Genomic DNA, 24,042 nt, shown 5'->3' with positions numbered 1-24,042 from the left:
TCAGCTTTGGGCTGTACCCGCCGGTCAGGGTGCGTCGTACGACGGCGGCAGCCAGCCGGTGCGCCGGGCCCACTCTTCCATCCGCGGGGCGGCGTAGGCGGTGAACCACTCCTCCTTGTCCGCGGCGTAGGCCGCGGTGGACTTGTCCACGCCGTGCCGCCGGGCCGCGCGGCGCTTCTCCGCAAGGTAGTCGGCGCGCGCCCCGGCGTCGTCGCGCAGCCAATCGCGGAAGCATAGAGCGTACCGCCAGCCGGGCGATCCCGCGGCCCGGATGTGCAGGTTCACGGGCCGGCCGGGGTCCGCGCTGCCGTGCACGCGCTTGTCCCAGTCGGCCGGGTCGGGGTGGGCGGGCTTGGGGTTGTCCGGGCCGATGCCCGGCCAGCGCGGGTAGCCCGCCGCGGCCAGCAGCGGCTCCAGTCGGTCCGCCGTCGCCAGGTCCCGGACGGTGAGCTGCAGGTCCAGCACGTCCTTGGCCTCGAGGCCCGGGACCGCGGTGGAACCGATGTGGTCCACGGCGAAGATGTCCTGTGGGGCAACGGCGCGCAGACGGGCGGCGATCCGGGAGGCCTGGGCCGGCCAGTCCGGATTGGCGGGGCTGAGCACCGGGCCGCCGGAGCGCGGGGCCATCCGGTGCTTAGTCAGGTTCTCCGCGAACGGGAGCAGCCGGCGCTCCCAGAGCCGGTCCACCGCGTCCCGGAGTTCCTCCTTCGAGCCCGAGTTGTCCAGGACGACGTCGGCAGCCGCCAACCGGGCCTCCCGCGTGGCCTGGGCGGCCATTCGGGAGCGGGCCTCTTCGACCGTCATCTTCCGGTGTTCAACCATGCGCCGCACCCGGACGTCCTCCGGGGCGTCCACGACCACCACGAGATGGAAGTTGGCGCCCTGGCCGGTCTCGACCAGGAGCGGGATGTCCTGGACCACGACTGCGCCTTTCGGGGCGCCGGCGGCGAGGGCGGCGGCGCGCTCCCTGACGAGGGGGTGGATGATGCCGTTGAGCACTGCCAGGCGTTCGGGGTTGCCGAAGACGAGGGCGCCCAGGCGGGCACGGTCGAGGGCGCCGTCGGGGGCCAGGATGGAGGAACTGAAGGCTTCCACCACCCGCGCCAGCCCGGGCGTCCCCGGCTCGACCACCTCGCGGGCCAGCGCGTCGGCGTCGACCAGCACGGCACCCAGCTCGCGCAGCCGCGACGCGACCACTGACTTCCCTGAGGCGATGCCGCCCGTCAAACCGATCTTCAGCACTCCACCAGACTAAACTGAAGCAGTGCCAGTCGACGCGGTTTCTCCGGAAAGCAGAGCCACCGTTTACACCACACTGGCGGCCGGCGTCGGCTTCCGCCACGAGCTGGAGATCAAACGGTCCCGCTTCATCACCGTGCTCCAGCGCACCGCCGACGAGGAAAGCGCCCGCGCCCTGGTCACTGGCCTGCGCCGGGAATTCCACGACGCCCGGCACCACTGCTCGGCCTTCATCCTTGGCCCGGACCGCGCGGTGCAGCGCTCCAACGACGACGGCGAACCCTCCGGCACGGCCGGCATCCCGATGCTGGAGGCACTGCTGAAACGCGAAACCGGGCCCGGCATGACGGACCTCAGCGACGTGACCGCCGTCGTCGTCCGCTATTTCGGCGGGATCCTGCTCGGCGCGGGCGGACTGGTCCGGGCCTACTCCGAATCGGTGTCCGCCGCGCTGGAGCTCGCGCCGCTGGTGCGGCGCCAGCGGCTGCGGATCTGCGCCGTGCCGGTGCCACACGCCTCCGCCGGCCGGCTCGAGAATGAGTTGCGCGCGGCCGGGTATGTGATGGCCGGCACCAGCTATGATGCGCAGACGACGGTTCTTCGGCTGGCCCTGCCGGACGAACCCGTTGCGCTGGCGCAGGCCGCTGATCGCCTCGCGGCCCTCTCGGCCGGAAGCGCCGTGCTGCTGCCCGGAGAAACGGAGTGGGTCGATGTTGCCATCAACTGAACCGGTGCCCGTGGTGGCGCTCGTGGACGTGACGGACCCGGTGCTGGAGCGGCTATTGGCGGTGGCGCTGCACGACGCCGACGCCGACGAGGTCACCCCGCCGCTGGGGACCGCCGAGGGTTGGAACACCGAACGGATCAGCTGGTTCCGCGACTACCACCACGCCGCCGCGGCAGGGCTCGACGGCCCGGCGCGGCAGAAAACCTGGGCAATCACGGCCGACGGCGAGCTGGCCGGTTCCATCCGGCTGCTGCGGGTTCCGGCTGCCCGGCCCGGGACGTTCCCGCAGGACGGCGGCGCATTGGAGACCGGGATCTGGCTAGGCCGGAGCTTCCGCGGGCGCGGCATCGGCCGGGAGGCATTGCGCCTGGTCAAGGCCGAGGCCGCGGCGGCCGGGGCGGACCTGCTGGAGGCGGAAACGACCCCCGGGAATGTCGCGGCCCAGGCCTTGCTGCGTTCCGCGGGTGCCGAGCTCGCAGCCGACGGGCGGCGGGTCAGCGCGCGTTTCAAGCTGGGGTAGCCGCGGGTGTGGACATGCCCAGTGCCCGGCCCCAAGAATGGACATGCTCCCCCAGAAACCTTGCTCCGCCACGGGGAGGGGACGTGCCCGGGTTCTGCCCCCGCCGAGGGACATGCCCAGCGCCCACACCGGGCAATGGGCATAATGCCATTATGCCCACCGCCCGTGCCCAGGAACGGACATGCCCTCCCCCGGGACGCCGGAAGAGTGGTTGGATGAGGGAAAGGCCATGTTCCGGCGCAAAAGACCGTTCCGGCGCCGGCGCAGCTACCGGGCTGTGAAACAGCGAATTAGGAGAATCTACGTGAACGACCCCTTCGACCTCTCACGCTTCGTGGAAGCCCAGGACTCTGCGGGAACCTATGAGGGTGCGCTGTCGGAACTCCGGGCCGGATCCAAGCACGGCCACTGGATGTGGTTCATCTTTCCGCAAATAGCCGGGCTGGGACAGAGCCCGACCTCACGCAAATATGCCGTCTCATCTTTGGACGAAGCCCGTGCTTTCCTGGACCACCCGGTCCTGGGTGGCCGCCTGCTGGACTGCGCCCGGGCAATCCTCGCCGTCGACGGCCGAAGCGCGCAGCAGATTTTGGGAGGCATCGACGCCCGGAAACTGCACTCGTCGTCGACCCTGTTCCTCCGGGCCGCGCCCGACGAAGCAGTGTTCCAGCAGATCCTGGACAAGTACTTCGGCGGAGTCCCCGACGAGGCCACGGACCGGATCCTCAGCTCCGCGTCCTGAACAGTCGCGGCACCCGCCCCGACTCCCCGTGGGGCCCGCGAGATTCAAGGAACATGCCCGGCGCCCGCCCGGGCCACTGGACATATTCGTACTATGTCCATTCCCCGGGCCGAGGACTGGGCATGTCCCCAAGCCCGCGCGGCATCCCGTGCCTCCCTCAGTGCAAGGAACATGCCCGGCGCCCGCCCGGGCCACTGGACATATTCGTACTGTGTCCATTCCCCGGGCCGAGGACTGGGCACGTCCCCAAGCCCGCGGGGCCCCGCGGGAACCCGCAGCTTAACCCAAAGCGGGCCCCTGCACGTGGCAGGGACCCGCTTTGCTTGGCCCGGGGCGACCCGGGCCGGTGGCAATTAGTTGCCGGTCAGCTTCTCGCGCAGAGCGGCGAGGGCTTCGTCCGATGCAAGCGTGCCTGCACCGGTCTCGGCTGCGGCCGGCTCGGAGGAGTAGCTGGTGGTGCCGGAGTCGCTCTCGCCGGACGTTGCAGCGGCAGCGTCGTCGGCAGCGTGCTGGGCAACCTGCTTCTTGTGGGCTTCCCAGCGGGTCTGGGCGTCAGCGTACTGCTGCTCCCAGGCGGCGCGCTGCGTCTCGTAGCCTTCAAGCCACTCGTTGGACTCCGGATCGAAGCCCTCCGGGTACTTGTAGTTGCCTTCTTCGTCGTACTCAGCGGCCATGCCGTAGAGAGCCGGATCGAATTCGGTGGACTCGGCGTCGACGCCCTCGTTGGCCTGCTTGAGGGACAGCGAGATGCGGCGGCGTTCGAGGTCGATGTCGATGACCTTGACGAAGAGCTCGTCGCCAACGGAGACAACCTGCTCGGCCAGCTCAACGTGGCGCACGGCGAGCTCGGAGATGTGGACCAGGCCTTCGATGCCGTCTTCAACGCGAACGAACGCGCCGAACGGAACCAGCTTGGTGACCTTACCCGGAACAACCTGGCCGAGGGCGTGGGTGCGGGCGAAGGTCTGCCACGGATCTTCCTGCGTAGCCTTGAGCGACAGGGAGACGCGCTCGCGGTCCAGGTCGACCTCGAGAACCTCGACGGTGACTTCCTGGCCAACTTCGACAACCTCGGACGGGTGGTCGATGTGCTTCCAGGACAGCTCGGAAACGTGGACCAGGCCGTCTACGCCGCCCAGGTCCACGAAGGCACCGAAGTTGACGATGGAGGAAACGACGCCGGGACGAACCTGGCCCTTTTCCAGCTTGTTGAGGAACGTGGAGCGGACCTCGGACTGGGTCTGCTCGAGCCAGGCACGGCGGGACAGCACAACGTTGTTGCGGTTCTTGTCCAGCTCGATGATCTTGGCTTCGATCTGCTGACCGATGTACGGAGCAAGGTCGCGCACACGGCGCATCTCGACCAGGGATGCGGGCAGGAAGCCGCGCAGGCCGATGTCGAGGATAAGACCACCCTTGACAACCTCGATGACGGTACCGGTGACGACGCCGTCTTCTTCCTTGACCTTCTCGATGTCGCCCCAGGCACGCTCGTACTGAGCGCGCTTCTTGGAGAGGATCAGACGGCCTTCTTTGTCTTCCTTGGTGAGCACCAGGGCTTCGACCTGATCGCCAACGGAGACGACGTCTCCGGGGTCAACGTCGTGCTTGATGGAAAGCTCGCGGGAGGGAATGACACCTTCGGTCTTGTAACCGATGTCGAGCAGGACTTCGTCGCGGTCGACCTTGACGACGGTACCTTCGACGAGGTCTCCGTCGTTGAAGTACTTGATGGTGGCGTCGACTGCTGCGAGGAAGTCCTCGGCGGTACCGATGTCGTTAATCGCGACTACGGGGGTACCGGACTTCTCGGTTGAGGTGATGGTCATGTAGTAGGGGCTCCGTTGTGGATAGTTAGTCGGTCAGGCAAACCGTCCCACCCTCGTCGGCGACGCGGGTGAAGAACACGGCAAATCAAAGGCGATCCGCCGGGTCATCCTGATTTTGTGGATTAGATTGCGCACACGTAGTACACGCCCGTTTAGTCTAGTCGTATACGTCAACGCCGGTCAAAGCGCAACGGAGCCCGCCGGCGCCCTCCTAGAAGTGCGTGAGGCAGTGCGGTGCGCGTTCGACGGCGAACATCAGCCGCGCAGTCAGCGCGGCCCCCGGGGTGTGTTCGGTAAGCCGGCCGGCCGCCTGCAGGGTCACCGGGCAGACGGCGCCCAGGTAGATGGACCCGAGGTCCGCGACATCCAGCGTCAGCACCGGTTCGGCGTCGGGGGCCGGCGTAACCGTCGCCTCTCCCCCGTCGACCTGCAGGGCGAACGTCCCGGCCGCGAAGCCGAGGCTGTCGGTGACGCGCAACACGAGGGCTCCGTCGGCGGAATAGCGCCGGGCGGCCAGCGCCTTCTCCACGTCCAGTATCCGCAGCCAGAGCATGTCCCGGGCGTCCGAGGCATCAACACAGCGCGGGTCCGTGAGCGCCCACGGCAGCGGATCGTCAACGGGCGCCTCGTCCCAGGTCACGCGTTCGACGAGGTCGATGGCGCCGAGGTATTGCCACAGCTCCAGGTAGGCGGTGCGGGTGGCGGCCACCAGATCGACGACGTCCATCGTGTACGGGGTGCTGGACCAGCCGCCGAACTTGTAGGACACGTAGCCGTCCACGGCGCCGTCGGCGTCGTAGTGCAGCGCGACCTTGACTTTCGGGTCCTCACCGTCTTCCCGGCTGATGGAACCGGAAGCGAATTGCCGGTAAAACTCGTGCCGGTCCACCGAACCCGGCGTCTGGCGGTGCAAGCGTTCGAAGATCACCGGCGCCAACTCAAGGAGCACCTTGGGATCAGCCACCTCAACGCTCCCAACGGGCGTGTGGTTCAGGACGAAGCGGGCACTCGTGTCGACCTTGATCGACTGTTCCGAGGTCGCAACGCCGAAGCCGAACCGGCCGTAAATGGACGCTTCGGAGGCCGTCAGTGCCGCCATCGCCAGCCCCTCCTGCCGTGCCAGCCCCAGCTCCTCCGCCATCATGCGGCGCAACAGGCCGCGGCGGCGGTGCGAGGTCCGCACGGTGACGGCAGTCACGAGCCGCGTGTCCAGGAGCCGGCCGTAGCCAATGTTCAGCGTCTTGGTCATCGTGCCGAACGTTGCCACCGGTACATCGGTGCCGAGGGCATGCTCGGCCACCGGACCGGTCTGGTAGGCACCGGTCAATACCCGCCCGTCCGCGCGCTGCATCTCAAGGCCTCTGTCGACCCGTTCGTCGCTTCGGCGGGCGTCGTGGAAGCCGAAGGCTACGGCCCGCATCCAGGCGACCGACTCCGGGTATGCCGCGTCGTCCTTGGCCGCCGGTTGGAAACGCCTGATGTCATACTGCTCTGCCACGTGCTTCTCCCCCTGGAAATTCCTGCAACTTTGAAAGAACTGAACGCCCGGCTCCGGGGCCGGGCCTAGTGCCCTGCCTCGAACCAGCTGGAGCCGATGCCGATCTGGACTTCCAGCGGAACCGAGAGCTGCGCCGCGGCCCCCATCTGTTCCGTCACGAGCTTCTCGACGGCCTCGCGTTCGCCCTCGGCGACTTCGAGGACCAGTTCATCATGGACCTGCAGCAGCATCCGTGATTTCAGCCCCTGCTCGGCCAGCGCGCCGGACACGCCCAGCATCGCCCGCTTGATGATGTCGGCCGCGGAGCCCTGGATCGGCGAGTTGAGCGCGATCCGTTCGGCGTTTTCGCGCAGCTGCCGGTCGGTGCTGGTCAGGTCCGGGAGGTACCGGCGGCGGCCCTCGATGGTGGCGGTGTACCCGTCGATCCTGGCCTGGTCGACGACGCCGCGCAGGTAGTCGCGGACGGCGCCGAACCGGTCGAAGTAGTCCTTCATCAACGTCCGGGCCTCGTCAACGGAAATCTCCAGCTGCTTGGACAGGCCGAACGAGGTCAGGCCGTAGGCCAGCCCATAGGACATCGCCTTGACCTTGGAACGCATCGCACTGGTTACCTGGTCAGTGGGCACATGGAAGATGTTGGACCCCACGAACCGGTGCAGGTCCTCGCCGTCCTTGTACGCCTGGATCAGTCCGGCGTCTCCCGAGAGGTGGGCCATGATGCGCATTTCGATCTGCGAATAGTCCGCGGAGAGCAGGCACTCGTAGCCGTCGCTGACCACAAAGATGCCGCGCACGCGGCGACCTTCCTCGCTGCGGATCGGGATGTTCTGCAGGTTCGGATTGTTGGACGAGATCCGCCCCGTGGCTGCGACGTTCTGCGCGTAGGTGGTGTGGATCCGGCCGTCTTCCGCGACGGACTTCTTCAGCGACTCCAGCATCTGGCGCAGCTTTGAGGATTCGCGGTGTGCCATCAGCTGGACCAGGAATTCGTGCCCGGTCTTTTCCAGCAGGTTCTTGAGCGAGGCGGCGTCGGTGGTGTAGCCGGACTTGATCTTCTTAGTCTTGGGCAGGCCCAACTCGTCGAACAGGACGGTCTGGAGCTGCTTGGGCGAACCGAGGTTCACCTCATGGCCGATGGCCGCGAAGGCCTGCTCCTGCGCGTTGTCGATCACCTTGGCGAGGTCCGCCAGCTGCTCATCCATGCGCGGCATGTCGATGGCGATTCCTGCCAGTTCCATGTCGGCGAGGACCCGGCTGACGGGCAGTTCAAGGGTGGTCAGCAGGTCCTGCGCTTTGCGCTCTTTGAGCTCTGATTCGAAGTAGCGGCTCAGGGCCTGGACGACGGCGGCGACGTGCACCAGCGCACCGGCGGCGGCAGCGTCGTCGCCGTCGAACGCCAGCTCAAGCTGGCCTTCCTTCGCGGCTTCCTGCGAAACCGCAACGTTGAGGTGGTGCTGCGCCAGCTCGGCGAGCTCGTAGCTGCGGCGGTCGGGCTGGATGAGGTAGCCGGAGATGGACGTGTCATCCACCACGCCCTCAAGTTCCAGGCCGCGGGCAGTCAGCGCCTTCAGTGCGGCCTTGAACCCGTGCATCACCTTGGCTGCCTGGGGGTCACGCAGCCAGGCGGCCAGGACGTTTTCGGCGTCGGCGTCCTGCCGGGCCAGGTCGATGTACACGGCGGCGTCGTCACGTACGATCGCCAGCGCGGCGGCGTCCTCGCCGATCCGGCCGGGCACGAGGTCGACCGCCATGGCGGACCGCTTCCCGGCGCCGCCCGCGAGGAAGGCGCCCAGCTCGGCGGCGTCCGAGGGGACCGTGAAGTCCGGGGTTTCGATGCTTTCCCGCTCGGCTTCCGTCACGTCACTGCCGTACAGGGCAAAGAGCCGCGTCCGGATGGTCTTGAATTCGAGGGCGTCGAACAGCTCCTCAAGGGCGGCCTGGTCCGGCCGCGGGTCGGCGAGCTCGTCCAGGGTGACGGGCAGCTCCAGATCGGTGCGGAGCCGGTTGAGCCGCCGGTTCCGCTTGACCTCCTCGACGTTTTCGCGGAGGGCGTCCCCCACCTTTCCGCCGATCGCGTCAAGGTTCTCCAGGACGCCCTCAAGGCCGCCGTAGAGGTTGATCCATTTGGCCGCCGTTTTGGGCCCGACGCCGGGAACGCCGGGGAGGTTGTCCGCGCTCTCGCCCACCAGGGCGGCGAGGTCCGAGTACTGGGCCGGGCTGACGAAGTACTTCTCCTGGATGGCGTCCGCGTCCATCCGGGGAATGTCGCTGACACCCTTCTTGGGGTAGAGCACGAACACGTTGTCCGTAATGAGCTGGAAGGCATCCCGGTCGCCCGAGACCAGCAGCACCTCGTAGCCCGCCTTCTCCCCCATCGCGGCGAGCGTGGCCAGGATGTCGTCTGCCTCCCAGCCGGGCATCTTGATGGTCTTGATGCCCCACGCGCCCATGACCTTATCGATCAGGTCGATCTGGCCGCTCATTTCCCGCGGGGTCTCATTGCGTCCGCCCTTGTAGCCGTCGTACTCGGCCTTGCGGTGGGTGGTGTCATCGGAGACGTCGAAAGCCACGGCCACGTGGGTAGGCTTTTGCGCCTTGATCAGGTTGATCAGCATCGACGTAAAGCCATGCACGGCGTTGGTGTGCTGCCCGGTCGAGGTGGAGAACTTGTCCGCGGGCAGGGCGAAGAATGCCCGGAACGCCATGGAGTGTCCGTCCAGTACCAGGAGGCGGGGCTGGTCCGTGATGGGAATGACCGGCGCTTCGGTGGCGGAAACCTCGGGCCTGCTGCGCCGGGGCTTCTTCGCCGCCTCAGCCACGAGCAGGGAACCGCCGGACGCCGCAACGGCATCCGCCAGCGCGTCGGTGGCGGCGGATGTTGTGCTGCCTGCGGCAGCCGTTGCAGTGCCTGCGGCAGAAGGGGAAGGGGCCGGTTTGGTAGTTTCGCTCACAGGTGCCAGCCTAGTTGCCATGATCGACAATTTCACGCCCGCCCCGTTCGCCGCCGAACTGGAAGCCGCCGGCGTTCCCGCGGAACTGCACGACTGGCTGGGCCGGATGGGGGTGGGCGCCCTCGTGGTGAAGATGGGAATCCACTTCCTCGAGTTGAGCCCTGAACGCACCGTCGCCACCATGCCCGTGGAGGGCAACACCCAGGTGGCTGGAATCCTGCACGGCGGCGCGCACGTGGTGCTGGCCGAAACGCTGGGGTCCTTCGCCGCCGGCATGCACGCCGGTCCGGGGCGACAGGCCCTGGGGATCGACGTCGGCGCGACGCACCACCGCGCGATCTCCTCCGGCACCGTGACCGGGACCTGCACCGCCATCCACCTGGGCCGCACGCTCACGACGCATGAAATCGTGATGACCGACGAGCAGGGCCGCCGGCTGTCCACTGCGCGGATCACCAACCTGCTGCGGGATGTGACCGAGTAGCGTTTCCGCGGTAAGCCGGGTTTCAGTCCCGCGTCAGGAGCCGCCCGGGAGGCGGTAGCGGAGCTCGACGATGCCGCGGCCCATGGTCTGCGACGAGAGCAGATCCAGCGGCGCCGTCGGGCGGGCCAGCGGAAGCAGCGGCTTCCCGCTGCCCAGGACGAGCGGGATGATCGAGATGATCAGTTCCGCCAGCAGTCCGGCGTCGGCGAATTGCGCGGCGAGGACACCCCCGCCCACCACCCAGACGTTCTTGCCCGCGGCGGCGTCCATCAGGTCCTCGGCGAATTCGGCCACGGGTCCGCGGACAAAGGTGATGTCCGTGCCTTTCGGGGCCGCCAGTTCGTGGTGCGTGAAGATCCAGCACGGGGTTCCCGGGTAGGGCCAGTTGCCGGGCTCGTGCTCGGTAAGCCAGGCGTAGGTTTCCCCGCCCATCACGATGCAGCCGACGTCAGCCATGAAGGTCTCGTAGCTCTCCTTGCCGCCGGCGAAGCCGTCGAACTGGAGCAGCCAGTCGAGGTCGTCGTCCGCGGTGGCGATGAAGCCGTCCAGGGAGGCCGCTACGAAGTACTGGAAGCCGGGCATGTGCATAGCGTAGCCACCGCCGGGGCCTTTTCCCAGAGCACCCGCTCGCAGAGCACCCGCTCCCGGGAGCACCGCTTCCGGAGCGGGGTGCCCGGCCGGCGCCGCCGCCGTCGGCTACTTGCTGAAGTACGGAATGATCAGGTACAGCCCGAAGAGCACCGCGATGCCGCAGAGGCCGAAGCAGACGTAGGAAAGCGGCCGGATCCAGCCCGGCTGGCTGGTCCGGACGTCCCCGGCGATGGCGGTGAGACGCACGCCCAGGGCGTAGAGAACGACGACGGTCACTGCGGAAACGAGGGTGGCCCCCGCTACCAGGACGAGTTCAAGCCACTTCATTACCGGCCACCCTTGGAGTTGTTGTTGCGGCTGACCGCAGCCGCCTTCTTCTTGGCGAACCGGATGGCCTGGCCGGCCTCTTCGACCTCGACGGCGTTGTGGTGGCCGACGTGGGACTTCCGGGACGCAACGAACATGTAGACCACGGCTGCCGTGCCGGCGACTGCGGCGATGACGAATCCGACCGTGCCGGTGTGCACCAGCATGGCGGTGAGGGCACCGACGATCCCGGCGGCCGGGAGGGTGAAGAGCCAGCCGACGACGATCTTCCCCGCGGTCCCCCAGCGCACGGTGGTGCCGCGGCGGCCCATCCCAGAGCCGATCACCGAGCCCGAGGCCACGTGCGTGGTGGAGAGGGCGAAGCCGAGGTGGGAGGACGCGAGGATGGCGGCCGCGGTGCTGGTCTCCGCGGCGAAGCCCTGGGCGGGTTTGACGTCGGTGAGGCCCGAACCCATGGTCCGGATGATCCGCCAGCCGCCGGAGTACGTGCCGATCGCGATGGCCAGGGCGCAGGCCGCAATGACCCAAAGCTGCGGTCCCGAGCCGGGAGCCTGGCTTCCGGCCGAGATGAGCACCAGGGTGATGATGCCCATGGTCTTCTGCGCGTCATTGGTGCCGTGCGCGAGGGCCACCAGGCTGGAGGTGAAGATCTGTCCGGTGCGGAACCCGCCGCGCTTCTGCGTCAGCTTGCTGCCGGTCTCGGGGTCATGGCGGGCCGTCAGCGCGTAGGCCAGCCGGGTGCACACGTAGGCCACGGCGGCGGCGATGACGGGGGCGAAAACTGCGGGCAGGAGGACCTTCTGGAGCACCGAGGTGAAGTTCACCGAGTGCAGGCCGATGCCGGCGATGGCCGCACCGATCAGGCCACCGAAGAGGGCGTGCGAGGAGCTGGAGGGCAGGCCCTTCAGCCAGGTGATCATGTTCCACAGAATGGCGCCCATCAGGCCGGCGAAGATGATGTCCGGGGTGATCTGGACGCCGTCGGACCCTTCCCGGATGATGCCGCCGGACACCGTCTTGGCCACCTCGGTGGAAAGAAACGCCCCCACCAGGTTCAGCACTGCCGCGAGGGCGACGGCGGTCTTGGGCTTGATGGCACCGGTCGCGATGGGTGTCGCCATCGCGTTCGCGGTGTCGTGAAATCCATTCGTGAAGTCAAAGAAAAGCGCCAGCGCAATAACCAGCGCCACCATTACGGTGATTTCCACCTGTTGCCCAATCTGCAGAGTCGACGGTCAGCAGTTTCATTCCCCGTGGCGGCCTTGCTTCTCACTGTTCACCCGCTGTTAAGCGGCGTGCACCCGCGCAGTTCACCAAAGCTGTCCTGAAACCCTATAGATCGTACGTGCCAATGGGTGCAGGGCAAAACAACGTGCCCGGCCGCGGAGCCGGCGGCGGTCAGCCCTGCGGTTTCCCCAGCGCCGGACCGGCGTCGAGCATGCCGGCAATCTTCTCCTCCAGGGAGGCCACCGTTGCCTCCGGCAGCACGATCAGGCCGTCCAGCTCCCGCCGTGCCCGCTTGTACGCCGTCTGCCGCTCGGCCGAGGTGGCGGCGCCGTCGGAAGCGATCCGCAGCAGTTTCCGGGCCGTGGCGAGCCGCTCGCGTTCCGGTCCGGTGAAGTTGCTGTCCTTGAGCCGGCGGGCCTCGCGCTCGGCGACGTCGAAGGCCAGTTCATAGCCGCGCACGGCGGCGCGGTATTCCGTCAGCCGGGCCGACGTCGTGAGCTGTCCGGGGTCCGCCGGGCGCAGGCCGTCGGCTTCGCGTTTGGCGCGCAGGAAGGCCACGGTGAGGGGCTCCCGCACATCGGTCATCACGGGGAAGTCAATCAGTTTGCCGACGTCCAGTTCGTAGTCCAGCCAGCGCCGGTTGACGGCGTCGTGGGCGTCGATGAGGGCCTGTACCTCGTCGCGGCCGGCCTGTTCCACCTCGGCCTGGTGGTTCTTCAGCCGGTACAGCTCCACCTTTCGGCGGTGCCGGCGTTCGGCGGCCTTGCCCCAGGAACGGGCCCAGTTGGCGAGCAGCGCGCTCAAGGGGAACACCAGCCACCAGTTGTGGCCGATAAAATTGAACAGGGAATCCACGGCAACATCCTCCCACCGGACCCGGGCAGCGGAAAGCCCCCTCCGTGAAGGGGGCCTTCGTGGCAAAACCCGCCAGCTACCGGGTCAGTCCTCGTGCTTGACCTTGTGCAGCCGGGTCACCACTGTGGGGCACGGTACGTTCAGCAACACGGCATGGGCCGTGGACCCGAGCACCAGCCTGGAGAAGCCGCCGCGGCCGCGGCTGCCGACCACCAGCAGCCGCGCCTCCCGGGCAAGGTCAACAAGGGCCTTCGCCGGCTCCGTGTCGGTTTCGAGGCGCTGGTGGACTACCAGGTCCGGGTACTTGTCCCCGAGGCCGGCCACCGATTCGGCCAGCACAATCCGGTCCTCCTCAACGATCGTCTCCGCGAGCCCGCTTTCGGGCAGCTGGTGTTCCACCCAGCGGGCCGGGCTGCGGAAAGCCAGGACCACGGTCAGTTCGTCGCCGCCGCGGTCGGCTTCGGCGGCCGCGAAAGCCACGGCCTGGAGCGACTCCTCCGATCCGTCCACACCGACCACCACGCCGTGGTTGCCCGTGCCGCGCTGGACCGGGACGACCGTGACCGGGCTGTCCGAGGCGCTCACGATCTGGAGGGCGCGGTCCGTCATTGGCCCGCCGTCCATCCAATGTTTGTCGTGGCCGCCGACGACGACCATGGACGCATCCTTGGATGCTTCCCGGAGCGCCGAACCCGGGCTTCCGTGCCGCAACTGGACGTCTACGTCCACGTCGGGGGCCTGGTTCTTCGCGTTGGCCTTGGCCTTCTCCAGCAGTTCCATCCCGGATTCGCGGATCAGCTCGTGGTACTGGAAGTCCGGCGACATCCAGCGGTCGTCCACGGCGTGGACGCATATGACCGGAAGTTTCTGCCGGGCAGCGCGGTCGAGTGCCCACGCCAGCGCGGCTTCGCTGCCCGCCGAACCGTTGATGCCGACGACGATTGGTTTACTCATGCTGAATCCTGCTCTTTTCCATAGCGTGAAGGTGTACGTGACCTCGACGGGATCCCGGCAGCGCACCGTTCTGTGACCACTGCTAAGACCGCGGCGGAGACCGTTGCTGGCGGCCGCTGCACTCCGGCATGACTCTCCGGCAGCTCCGAGGCTCTGCCGACACTTCAGTGTGCCCCGGCCCCCGGTGGCGGGTTAGGGCCTTAAGCCCCGCACAACCGGCTCAGAAGCCGGTCGGTTCGGTCTCGAATTCGGGCTCCCGGGGCGGGCCCTCATGGTGCACCGGGCGGAGCGCGGCCGTGTCCTCGAGCCAGATCAGGGCGTCGTAACGCTCCCCCATCCGGGTCGGGACGTAGTTCCCCTGCTCCCGCTCCGGGTGGTAGACCACCCCGATCGCCCGGTGGCCGAGCCAGGTCGAGAGCCACGGCCCGGTCCGGTCGTCGCCGAACTCCAGCACCGCCGGGACGCCCAGGGCTTCGTGCAGGAAATCCTCGTGGCTGCCGGGCCGCGCCGCGGGCACGGGCAGGATCCGCTCCGGTGTCCCCCAGGAGTCGGCGGCGATGACCGCGCCGCGGTGGGCGGCGAAGCCGACCAGCATGACGCCGTCGAGCGCGTGCCGCTCCCGCAGCAGCTGGCCGACGTTGACCAGGCCGTCCCGCGCCATGTCGGTGGCACGCGCGTCCCCTACGTGGGTGTTGTGCTCCCAGATGATGCCCTTGGATGCTGCGCCCAGGTGGCGGCTCAGCCGGTCGATCGTGTCCGCCATGTGATGGTCCCGGACGTTCCAGGACTGCCGGTCGCCGCGGACCATGATCCGGTAGTAGTGCTCGGCGTTGGCCGCGACCTCGGCGTTCTGGACGGCGTCGAACGCTTCCTCGTCGTGGTCGCCCGGGGTGAACACACGGCTCCGCACTTCGCTGAGCAGGGCCACGACGTCGGCCTCGCAGGAGTTCGGGACCAGCCGCGTGCTCCAGGCGTACTGGTGCGGGTCCTCGTGGTGCGGCAGGAAGCACTGCCAGGCGCGCATCGCGGCGGGCACGGCGTCGGGCACGTGTTCCTCGAGCCAGGCGATGATCTCGCGCAGCGAGTCCCAGAGCGAATAGACGTCCAGGCCGTAGAAGCCGACCCGTTCCGGCAGCGGCCGGCGGGAGTTCCAGGTGCGCAGCCAGTCCAGGAAGCCGGCCACTTCCTCGTTCGCCCACATCCAGGTGGGCCAGCGCTGGAACCCGGCGAGCAGCGCATGGACGCCCTGGTCCTGCCCGGTTTGGCCCCGGACCCACTGGTTGAGCCGCCAGCAGTCGGGCCAGTCCCCCTCCACGCCGATCCAGGTGTAGCCCTGTTCCTCGATCAGCCGGCGGCTGAGCGTGGCCCGCCAGGTGTAGAACTCGTGGGTGCCGTGCGAGGCCTCCCCGATCGCCGTGAAGCGGCACTCCGCGGCGCGCCGGACCAGTCCGTCCAGATCGCGTTCGGTGCGGAGCGGCCGCGCGAGGGAATGGATCTCGCCCAGGACGGATGCCTTGGTGACGTTGCCCGGGTTCACCGCGGGTCCCCGATGTCGATCCGCTCCAGGTGCTCCGGGACCCTGGCCCGCCAGCCCAGTTCACGCTTGATCCTCACCCGCAGCGCGTCAGAGGATTCCGGCTCGCCGTGCGTGATGTAGGTCATCCGCGGCGCCTCCGGTGCGGCCTTCATCCAGTTGATCAGGCCGTCAGTGTCCGCGTGCGCGGACAGGTTTTCCATCTGGATGACCTCGGCCCGGATCTTGACGTCTTCGCCGTAGATCCGGACCTCACGCTCACCCGCGGCGAGTGAAGCGCCGCGGGTGCCGCCGGCCTGGTAGCCGCTGAGGATGAGGGCGTTTTTGGGGTCGGGGCCGTAGGCGGCGAGGTGGTGCAGGATCCTGCCGCCGGTGAGCATGCCGCTGGCGGAAATGATGATCATTGGCCCGCCGCGCAGGTTCAGCAGCTTGGAGTCGTCCACGCTGCGGGTGAGCTTGGCGAGGCTGTACATGTGCTCGTATTCGTCCCGTTTGAGCCGGTGCTCCTCCGGATGACGCTGGTACATGTCCGAGGCGTCGATGGCCATCGGGCTGTTGAGGTACACCGGAATGTCCGGGATGGCGTTCTTGCGGCGGAGCCGGGAGAGGTAGAGCATGAGCGTCTCGGCCCGTCCGACGGCGAAGGCGGCGAACATCACCACCCCGCCGCGCTTGGCGACCCGTGTGATGATTTCCCCGAGCTGCTGTTCGGGATCCAGGGTGGAGTGCTTGCGGTTGCCGTAGGTGGACTCCGTGACAAGCACGTCCACGGCGCCCAGCGGCCGGGGCGGGAACATGAACGGATCGTCGGAGCGGCCAAGGTCGCCGGTGAAGTGCACCGACTGGGAGCCGAACCGGACGTGCACCTGCGCGGCCCCCAGGATGTGGCCGGCCGGAACGAAAGTCATTTCCATTCCGCCGCCAAGATCCAACGGGTCGTCGAAGTCGCGGATCTTGAAGCTGTTCAGCGACTTGACGGCGTCCGCGGCGGTGTAGAGCGGCAGCGCCGGGCTGTGCCGGGTGGATCCGCGGTGCGTGGCGTAGCGGGCCTCTTCTTCCTGCAGGTAGCCGCTGTCCGGCAGGATCAGCTTGCACAGCTCGGTGGTCCCGTCGGTGGCGTAGACCGGCCCGGCGAAGCCGTCCCGGACCAGCGCCGGGACGTAGCCGGTGTGGTCCAGGTGCGCATGGGTGAGGACGACGGCGTCGAGCGAGCGGGGCGGCACGGGGAAGGGCATACGGTTGCGCTCGCGGCTGCGTTTGTAGCCCTGGAACAGGCCGCAGTCGACCAGCACCCGGCGTCCGCCGGCTTCGAGCAAGTAGCGGGAGCCGGTCACGGTGTCCGTTGCGCCGAAGAACCGGAGGGTCGGCTGCTCGTGTTTCATGGTGCTTCCGTTCCCGAGTCCGTCAACCCCACCTTCCGCGCAATCCCGGCCCCCACCTAGGGCCAAAAGTCACGGGCGGCGGCCGGCAGCAGGCAGGGTACGGGCAGAGCGGCGGGGCCCGCACCGGTAGGCTTTTTCCGGCAGGCTCTCCGGGCAGGCCTTCGGGCGGGAAGGGAAACCGGACGCCGCCATTCCCAGTGGCAAGGACTACGCATGAACAAGAAATCACGCCCAGGCGCCCCGGTTTCCGGCCTCCCCTGGGCGGACCGTCCGTGGACGAAGCATTACAGCCAGGGCGTCCCTGCCGACCTCAAGCTGCCCACGGGTTCCCTCGTGGACCTGGTGGATTCCTCCGTCCGGCGCTTCGGAAGTAAGACGGCACTCGAGTTCTTCGGGGCTACGACCAGCTACCGGGAACTCGGGACGCTGATCAGCCGGGCGGCCGCCGGCCTGAAGAAACTGGGCGTGAAAGCCGGTGACCGGGTCGCCCTGGTGCTGCCGAACTGCCCCCAGCATGTGATCGCCTTCTACGCGGCGCTGCGGCTCGGTGCGGTCGTGGTGGAGCACAACCCGCTGTACACGGACCGGGAACTGCGCCATCAGTTCGAGGACCACGGGGCCGCCGTCGCGATCGTCTGGGACAAGGCGGTGGACCGGGTGCTGCAGCTGCCGGCCGACGTCGGGCTCCGGAGTATCGTCTCGGTCGGGCTGATCCCCGCGATGCCGCTGGCCAAGCGGCTCGCACTGCGGCTGCCGCTGCCGGCGGCCCGGAAGGCGCGGGCCGCGCTGGCCGCCGGGAAGCCCGCCCCCCGGGCCCACACGGGGGGTGCACCTCGCACGGTCCTGCCGTGGCACGACCTTCTTAAGGCGGGCGAACTGAAGAAACGGCACCCGCGCCCGGCGCCGGAGGACCTGGCGGTGCTGCAGTACACCAGCGGCACCACCGGGGCGCCGAAGGGCGCCATGCTCACGCACGCGAACCTGCAGGCCAACGCCGCCCAGGGGCGGGCATGGGTTCCGGGGCTCAAGGACGGGCGCGAAACTGTGTACGCGGTGCTGCCCATGTTCCACGCCTACGGCCTGACGCTCTGCATGACCTTCGCCCTCAGCATTGGCGCGCGGCTGGTGCTTTTCCCCAAGTTCGACGTCGACCTGGTGCTCAAGGCGTACCGGAAGTCTCCGGCGACGTTCCTGCCGGCGGTCCCTCCGATCTACGACCGGATCGCCGCCGCGGCGGCCCTGCGGGGCATCAGCCTCAAGGGCATCCGGTTCTCCATTTCCGGGGCCATGAACCTGCCGGCCGCGACCGTGGAAACCTGGGAGAAAGCAACCGGCGGGTACCTGATCGAAGGCTACGGGCTCACCGAGACCTCACCCATCTCGGTCGGCAACCCGTTCGGCCCGAGCCGCAAACCGGGCACGGTGGGTGTCCCGTTCCCGCTCACCGACATCCGCGTCGTGGACCCGCAGAACGTGAAAATCGACCGCGCCCCGGGCGAGGCGGGCGAGCTGCTGATCCGCGGACCCCAGGTCTTCGCCGGCTACTGGAACCGGCCGGAGGAAACCGAGGAGGCCCTGCTGGAGGGCGGCTGGTTCCGCACCGGCGACATCGTCTCGGTGGACAAGGACTACTTCGTCACCATCCGGGACCGGATCAAGGAACTGATCATCACCGGAGGGTTTAACGTCTCACCGACCGAGGTGGAGGACGTCCTCGCCGAATACCCCGGCGTCGCCGAGGTCTCCGTGGTAGGCCTGCCCCGGCCCGGCGGCGGCGAAGATGTCGTGGCCGCCGTCGTACCCGCCCCGGGGGGCACCCTCGATACCGGCGCCCTGCTGGATTTCGCGCGCGGGCAGCTGGCGGCTTATAAGGTTCCCCGCCGCGTCGCGGTCCTGGACTTGCTGCCGCGCTCGCTGATCGGCAAGGTCCTGCGCCGCGAGATCCGGGACATGCTGGTGGCCGGCCGCTGACGGAGGCGGGCCGGCTGCCGGGTCGCTGGGAACCCGGCAGCCGGCGGTCCCATCTCAAGCGTCCCGGACCCGGCCCCTGGCAGTTCTGCCGCGGCTGGACGTCCGCGGTCGGATGCCGCGCTTCTGCCTGCGGACGCTGATGGTGGTGCCAGCATCGGGGACGGACCTTGGGAAAATCTGGAGTCCGGCCGCCGTCGGCGCCTGCCCATTTCCTTGCGGCGCTCCGGGCAAGCTGATAGGCCTGTCACAAGAGGGCAGGTAGGGTGCCTAGAGGTAGTTGTGCCGGCCGCCGGGCTACCGGCGGCGTCTGCAGAAGGGAAGTTGTCGTGACTCGTAAGACTCCGCGCGTTGAAGAAGAGAACGAAAAGGACCTGGAGGTCGGCGACGGGCCGAAGCACTGGGCCGCCGGCGTCCCGGGCGTCTACCACTCCATGAAGCCTGCCATTGAGCAGATGGGGCTGAACCGCACGCGCAAGACGGTCATGAAGATGAACCAGAAGGACGGCTTCGACTGCCCGAGCTGCGCCTGGCCGGACCCGCATCACCGGAAGGCCTTCGAATTCTGCGAGAACGGCGCGAAGGCTGTCACCTGGGAAGCGACTCCGGTGGTCATCCCGACGTCGTTCTGGGCGGAGCACTCGGTGAGTGAACTCCGCGACCGCTCGGACTACTGGCTGGGCATGCAGGGCCGGCTGACCGAGCCGGTCTATAAGCCCAGCGGCGAGGACCACTACAAGCCGATCAGCTGGGACGACGCCATCCGGATCATCACGGAGAAGCTCAAGGGCCTGGACTCCCCGGATGAGGCCTCCTTCTACACCAGCGGCCGCACCTCCAACGAAGCTGCCTTCCTGTACCAGCTGCTGGTCCGTGGCTACGGCACCAACAACCTGCCGGACTGCTCCAACATGTGCCACGAGTCCTCCGGCTGGGCGATGGGCCAGACCATCGGCATCGGCAAGGCCACGGTCAACTTCGACGATTACGCCGACGCGGACCTGATCATCATCATGGGCCAGAACCCGGGCACCAACCATCCGCGCATGCTCACCGAGCTGGAGAACTGCAAGGAGAACGGCGGCGAAATTGTCGCTGTCAACCCGCTCCCCGAGGCCGGGCTGCACCGCTACAAGAACCCGCAGAAGGTCAAGGGCATCATCGGCCGCGGCACGTCCATCGCCGACCAGTTCCTGCACATCCGGATCGGCGGGGACATGGCCCTGCTGCAGGCCGTCTCCAAGCGGGTGCTCGACGCCGAAGCGAAGAACCCCGGCACGGTCCTGGACCACGCTTTCCTCGCCGAGCACTGCGAAGGGCTCGAGGAGCTCAAGGAACACCTGGCCCTGCTGGACGAGCAGGCGGTGCTGGAAGCGACCGGGCTGCGCACCGAGGAGATCGACGAGCTTGCCACCCGCTACCTGACGGCCGAGAAGGTCATCATCACCTGGGCCATGGGGATCACGCAGCAGAAGAAGGGCGTGGCCACGATCAAGGAAATCATCAACCTGCTCCTGCTGCGCGGCAACATGGGCAAGCCCGGCGCGGGCGCCTCACCCATCCGCGGCCACAGCAACGTGCAGGGCGACCGCACGATGGGCATCTGGGAACAGATGCCGCAGTCCTTCATGGAAGCCCTCGGCGAGGAATTCGACTTCGAACCGCCCCGCGAGCACGGCGTGGACGCGGTCGAGACCATCAACAAGATGCAGGACGGCGAGATCAAGGTCTTCATGGCCGTCGGCGGCAACTTCGTCGGCGCCATTTCCGACACCAACGCGGCCGAGGCCGCGATGGCCGGGACGGAAATGTCCATCCAGGTCTCCACCAAGCTCAACCGCTCGCATGTGGTGACGGGCGCCGAGGCCCTGATCCTGCCCACCATGGGCCGGAGCGAGATCGACATCCAGGAATCCGGCGAGCAGTTCGTCTCGGTCGAGGACACGGTCTGCGCGGTCCACCCCTCATGGGGCAGCGTGGAGCCCGTTTCACACCACCTGCTCTCCGAACCGGCCATCCTCAGCCGGCTCGGCAAAGCCCTCGTCGGCGACAAGATCAAGGCGGACTGGGATGGTTACGAGAAGAACTACGACCTGATCCGCGACCACATTTCGCGGGTCGTAGGCGGCTGCGAGGACTACAACACCAGGATCCGCCAGGAAGGCGGCTTCATCCTTGAGAACGGACCCCGGGACTCGCGCACCTTCCCGACGCCGACCGGCAAGGCCGTGCTCACGGTGAACGAACTCGAACACGTGGAGCGGCCGGAGGGCACCCTGATCCTGCAGAGCATGCGCTCGCACGACCAGTTCAACACCACCATCTACGGCCACAACGACCGCTACCGGGGCATCAAGAAGGGCCGCCACGTGGTGTTCGTGAATCCGGAGGACCTGACCGAGCTGGGCCTGGCCGACGGGCTGTTTGTGGACATCCACGGCCAGTACCAGGACGGCGTCGAGCGTGTGCTGCGCAAGTTCCGCGTGGTCTCCTACCCGACGGCCCGGGGCTGCGCCGCCGCGTACTACCCCGAAGCCAACGTGCTGGTGCCACTGAACCACACGGCAGAGGGCAGCAACACGCCGATCTCGAAGGCCGTCATCGTGCGCCTTGAGCCGAGCCTGGACCAGTCGCCGGACAGCCCGGCCCGGCTTCATGCAGCCCCGGGAGTCACCGTGCCGGCCTAGGCCCGCCGGCACCTCCGCCAAACGCAGGCAGGCCGCGCCCCCGGTGGGGACGCGGCCTGCTCTCTTTGCGCTACTGCTCCGGTGTTACTGGGCCCGCTTGGCCCAGCCCTCCTCGTCCGGGCCGCCGGCCTCACCGTTTTCGCACAGCTCGATGACCTTGTTGGACGCGGCGTGTACCGCCTCCTGGGTGCTCTTGCGGCCGTTGGTGGACGCCGTCCCGGCGGCGTAACCGACGATGAAAGCGCTGATGGCGTCCGCGTGCGGCCCGACCGCCTTCAGTGACTCGTCCGCGACTTCGACGATCTTGTCGTGGTCGACTTCCAGATCCAGGATCTGCAGGGCCTGGATCAGTCGGGCGCTCCAGTGCCGCAGCGAGCTGTCTTCATCTCGGGGCAAAGTCATGTGCTACTCCTCATCGTGGGGTGCTTGGGGTCAAGCGGGTGTCCCTCAAGGGGTAGCACCGATTCCGGCCAATGTGCAACGCGACACAGCCGCTCACCGCCAAGTCGCCGGCTCCCCCGGCCGTCAACTCCACAGGGCGACATGAAATTTCGAGCCGCGGCGCTCCAGCCCGCGCGAGCCGCCATGGGCGACCATCGCCGCGGTGGCGTCGGCCGTGCCGACGAAGCGCTGCAGGGTCTGGGCCATGGTGGTGGTCCTGTGCTGGTCCAGCGTGCTGGCCCACCACAGGCCGGCCACCGGGGTTCCGACGACGGGCAGCCGCACCAGCGTCCCGTTGGCGACTTCGGCGTGGACGATGTGCCCCAGGGCCAGCATGGTTCCCTCCCCCGCGCGCACGGCCGCAAGGGCCTCGGTCTCGCTGCTGAGCCTGATGATCTCCGGGGCGATGCCCAGCGACGCGAGCCAGCGGCCTTCCTCCGAACTTTCCAGGATTCCCGCGGGACCGGCGAACCAGGGCCTGCCCAGCAACCGTTCCACCGCGAGCGGGCCGTGCACCCGCCCCAGCGGATCGGCCGGGGCCGCCACGAAGGCCCGCTGGTAGCGGAGGAACGGGACGGACACCAGGCCCGGGACGGACGCGGGGCTGCCGGCGGGCGCGGGCGGCCTGGCGCCCAGGGCGATGTCGTAGGCGCGCTCCAGCAGCAGCCCGGCCAGGTCCTCGGCGGCTTCGGCGACGACGTCCACCGAGGCACCCGGTACCCGCTTGGTGAACAGGTCCAGCAGCCGGCCGGCAGCGTGCTCGGCAAACGGCGCGGTGGCGGCGATCTTCAGCCGGCCGGCGTCGTTCTTGGCATTGCCGACCTCCCAGCGGGCCTGGTCCGCGAGCCCGACGATGTCCTGGGCATAGTCCGCCAGGGCCCGCCCGCCGGGCGTCAGGGTGATCCCGCCCGAGGCCCGGACAAACAAGGGGTCGCCCAGGTCCTGCCGAAGCGCCGCGAGGGCCGCGGACACGGCCGGCTCGCTGACCCCGAGGGCGGCTGCGGCGGCGTGGAGGGAGCCCAGGCGTGCGACCAGCGCGAACGTCCGCAGCTGGCTCAACGTCATCGACACGGCTTCATAACCTTTCGCTTATGACGATGTTGACACCCTCATCGGGGCGGGGCAAGACTTGCGTTAATCGGCGCCGGGCGGCGTTGCCCGCGCCTTGGAGTGAGGTGGGACTATGCAGATTCCGGCTCCATTCGACTACGTTCGGGCCACCACGGTGGAGGACGCACTCGAGCTTCTGGCACGCCACGGTCCCGAGTCGCGGGTCATCGCCGGCGGCCACAGCCTGCTCCCGATGATGAAGCTCCGGCTTTCCCGGCCTGAATGGCTGATCGACATCAACGACCTCTTCGAACTCGACTTCATCCTGCGCGACGGCGCGGAACTACGCATCGGCGCGCTGACCCGCCACACCACGCTGCTGGAATCGGACGAGATCGCCCGGCTCTTCCCGATCGTCCGGGACGCGGAGCTGGTGATCGCGGACCCGGTGGTCCGCAACCGGGGCACCATCGGCGGCTCACTGTGCCAAGCCGACCCCGCCGAGGATCTCTCCACGGTGTGCGACGTCCTCGGCGCCGTCGCCGTGGTCCGCGGCCCCGGCGGCGAGCGCAGCCTGGCCATGCAGGACTTCCACCGCGGCCCGTACCAGACCGCCGTCGGCCAGGACGAGCTGCTGTGCGAGGTCCGCATCCCCATCAAGGCCCGTTCCGGCAGCGCCTACGAGAAGGTGGAGCGGCGCGTGGGCGACTGGGCCGTCGGGGCCGCGGGAGCATCCGTGACCCTCGCGGAGGACGGCAGCATCGCCGATGCCGCCATCGGGCTGACCGCACTGGGCCTGGACCACACCATCGCCGACGCCGCCGGACTGCTGCGCGGCAAGCGCCCCTCGGAAGAGCTGTTCGCCGACGCCGGCGGGCTGGCCGCGGCGGCCTGCGACCCGGTGGCGGACCAGCGCGGACCGGTCGACTACAAACGGCACCTGGCCGACGAACTCACCCGGCGCGTCCTGCGGCAGGCCTGCGCCCGCGCCGGCCAGAACGCCGGCCAGACGGCCCCCAAGACACAGGAAGGCTGA

General features: G+C 68.3%; 20 protein-coding genes. 7 read left to right on the top strand and 13 right to left on the bottom strand.

The genetic code is table 11. From position 1 onward, the window contains the following. Window positions 1–24: 24 nt before the first annotated feature. Complete coding sequence (gene coaE / locus AB4Y91_RS11835) at window positions 25–1,242, bottom strand: dephospho-CoA kinase (RefSeq protein ID WP_441418674.1); 1,218 nt, start codon at window positions 1,240–1,242, stop codon at window positions 25–27. A gap of 22 nt (window positions 1,243–1,264) precedes the next feature. On the opposite strand from coaE, the gene AB4Y91_RS11830 reads away from it, so the two are divergent. The 3 genes from AB4Y91_RS11830 to AB4Y91_RS11820 all read left to right on the top strand — a co-directional run bounded on the left by AB4Y91_RS11830 (window position 1,265) and on the right by AB4Y91_RS11820 (window position 3,228). Beyond that, on the top strand, window positions 1,265–1,966 hold the full coding sequence (locus tag AB4Y91_RS11830) for an IMPACT family protein (RefSeq protein ID WP_441418673.1): 702 nt from the start codon (window positions 1,265–1,267) through the stop codon (window positions 1,964–1,966). After that, window positions 1,950–2,486 carry a GNAT family N-acetyltransferase gene (locus AB4Y91_RS11825; protein ID WP_441418672.1) on the top strand — a complete coding sequence of 179 codons (537 nt, stop codon included), beginning with the start codon at window positions 1,950–1,952 and terminating at the stop codon, window positions 2,484–2,486. The genes AB4Y91_RS11830 and AB4Y91_RS11825 overlap by 17 nt, the downstream gene beginning before the upstream one ends. Window positions 2,487–2,790: 304 nt before the next feature. Further along, a complete protein-coding gene (locus AB4Y91_RS11820; RefSeq protein ID WP_441418671.1) occupies window positions 2,791–3,228 on the top strand; it encodes a DUF1810 domain-containing protein in 438 nt (145 codons plus the stop codon). 353 nt (window positions 3,229–3,581) lie between these two features. On the opposite strand, the gene rpsA is transcribed toward AB4Y91_RS11820, so the two are convergent. The 3 genes from rpsA to polA all read right to left on the bottom strand — a co-directional run bounded on the left by rpsA (window position 3,582) and on the right by polA (window position 9,527). Next, entirely contained in the window at window positions 3,582–5,057 is a 1,476-nt protein-coding gene (rpsA, locus tag AB4Y91_RS11815; protein WP_175323298.1) for a 30S ribosomal protein S1, read from the bottom strand. A 211-nt stretch (window positions 5,058–5,268) separates the two neighbouring features. Further along, a complete protein-coding gene (locus tag AB4Y91_RS11810; RefSeq protein WP_441418670.1) occupies window positions 5,269–6,555 on the bottom strand; it encodes a GNAT family N-acetyltransferase in 1,287 nt (428 codons plus the stop codon). A 65-nt stretch (window positions 6,556–6,620) separates the two neighbouring features. Beyond that, window positions 6,621–9,527: a DNA polymerase I gene (polA, locus tag AB4Y91_RS11805; protein WP_441418669.1), complete on the bottom strand. Its 2,907-nt coding sequence runs from the start codon at window positions 9,525–9,527 to the stop codon at window positions 6,621–6,623. On the opposite strand from polA, the gene AB4Y91_RS11800 reads away from it, so the two are divergent. Next, window positions 9,526–9,990 (top strand): hotdog fold thioesterase, encoded by a 465-nt coding sequence (locus tag AB4Y91_RS11800; RefSeq protein ID WP_441418668.1) that lies wholly within the window; start codon window positions 9,526–9,528, stop codon window positions 9,988–9,990. The genes polA and AB4Y91_RS11800 overlap by 2 nt on opposite strands. A gap of 33 nt (window positions 9,991–10,023) precedes the next feature. Here the strand turns inward: AB4Y91_RS11800 and AB4Y91_RS11795 are convergent, their stop codons facing one another. The 7 genes from AB4Y91_RS11795 to AB4Y91_RS11765 form a co-directional block, all read right to left on the bottom strand. After that, window positions 10,024–10,572, bottom strand: coding sequence for a dihydrofolate reductase family protein (locus tag AB4Y91_RS11795; protein ID WP_441418667.1), 549 nt, complete (start codon window positions 10,570–10,572; stop codon window positions 10,024–10,026). A 114-nt stretch (window positions 10,573–10,686) separates the two neighbouring features. Next, on the bottom strand, window positions 10,687–10,908 hold the full coding sequence (locus AB4Y91_RS11790; RefSeq protein ID WP_441418666.1) for a hypothetical protein: 222 nt from the start codon (window positions 10,906–10,908) through the stop codon (window positions 10,687–10,689). Further along, a complete protein-coding gene (locus AB4Y91_RS11785) occupies window positions 10,908–12,116 on the bottom strand; it encodes an anion permease (RefSeq protein WP_441418665.1) in 1,209 nt (402 codons plus the stop codon). Before AB4Y91_RS11785 ends, AB4Y91_RS11790 begins: the two co-directional genes overlap by 1 nt. Before the next feature lie 190 nt (window positions 12,117–12,306). Continuing rightward, window positions 12,307–12,990, bottom strand: a complete 684-nt coding sequence (locus AB4Y91_RS11780) for a hypothetical protein (RefSeq protein ID WP_441418664.1) — start codon at window positions 12,988–12,990, stop codon at window positions 12,307–12,309. Window positions 12,991–13,074: 84 nt separating this feature from the next. After that, window positions 13,075–13,944 (bottom strand): universal stress protein, encoded by an 870-nt coding sequence (locus AB4Y91_RS11775; protein WP_441418663.1) that lies wholly within the window; start codon window positions 13,942–13,944, stop codon window positions 13,075–13,077. A 220-nt stretch (window positions 13,945–14,164) separates the two neighbouring features. Next, window positions 14,165–15,481 (bottom strand): erythromycin esterase family protein, encoded by a 1,317-nt coding sequence (locus AB4Y91_RS11770; RefSeq protein ID WP_441418662.1) that lies wholly within the window; start codon window positions 15,479–15,481, stop codon window positions 14,165–14,167. After that, entirely contained in the window at window positions 15,478–16,860 is a 1,383-nt protein-coding gene (locus AB4Y91_RS11765) for an MBL fold metallo-hydrolase (protein WP_441418661.1), read from the bottom strand. Before AB4Y91_RS11765 ends, AB4Y91_RS11770 begins: the two co-directional genes overlap by 4 nt. Before the next feature lie 213 nt (window positions 16,861–17,073). Here AB4Y91_RS11765 and AB4Y91_RS11760 point away from each other — a divergent pair, with 213 nt between their 5' ends. Both AB4Y91_RS11760 and AB4Y91_RS11755 read left to right on the top strand, forming a co-directional pair. After that, window positions 17,074–18,831, top strand: a complete 1,758-nt coding sequence (locus tag AB4Y91_RS11760) for a long-chain-fatty-acid--CoA ligase (protein ID WP_441418660.1) — start codon at window positions 17,074–17,076, stop codon at window positions 18,829–18,831. A gap of 326 nt (window positions 18,832–19,157) precedes the next feature. Beyond that, window positions 19,158–21,515, top strand: a complete 2,358-nt coding sequence (locus AB4Y91_RS11755; protein ID WP_441418659.1) for an FdhF/YdeP family oxidoreductase — start codon at window positions 19,158–19,160, stop codon at window positions 21,513–21,515. A gap of 84 nt (window positions 21,516–21,599) precedes the next feature. On the opposite strand, the gene AB4Y91_RS11750 is transcribed toward AB4Y91_RS11755, so the two are convergent. After that, window positions 21,600–21,917, bottom strand: coding sequence for a DUF6457 domain-containing protein (locus AB4Y91_RS11750; RefSeq protein WP_441418658.1), 318 nt, complete (start codon window positions 21,915–21,917; stop codon window positions 21,600–21,602). Between the two features lie 123 nt (window positions 21,918–22,040). After that, window positions 22,041–23,021, bottom strand: coding sequence for a LysR family transcriptional regulator (locus AB4Y91_RS11745; RefSeq protein ID WP_441418749.1), 981 nt, complete (start codon window positions 23,019–23,021; stop codon window positions 22,041–22,043). Between the two features lie 118 nt (window positions 23,022–23,139). Between AB4Y91_RS11745 and AB4Y91_RS11740 the strand changes: the two genes are divergently transcribed. Beyond that, the gene (locus tag AB4Y91_RS11740; protein ID WP_441418657.1) at window positions 23,140–24,042 is read left to right on the top strand and encodes an FAD binding domain-containing protein; all 903 of its coding nucleotides are present in this window, start codon (window positions 23,140–23,142) and stop codon (window positions 24,040–24,042) included.

Origin of the sequence: Arthrobacter sp. YAF16 (genome assembly GCF_052113385.1) — a bacterium.
GTDB lineage: Bacteria > Actinomycetota > Actinomycetes > Actinomycetales > Micrococcaceae > Arthrobacter.
Note: the sequence above shows the minus strand (reverse complement) of the source record. Positions and strands in the feature narration are given on the sequence as shown.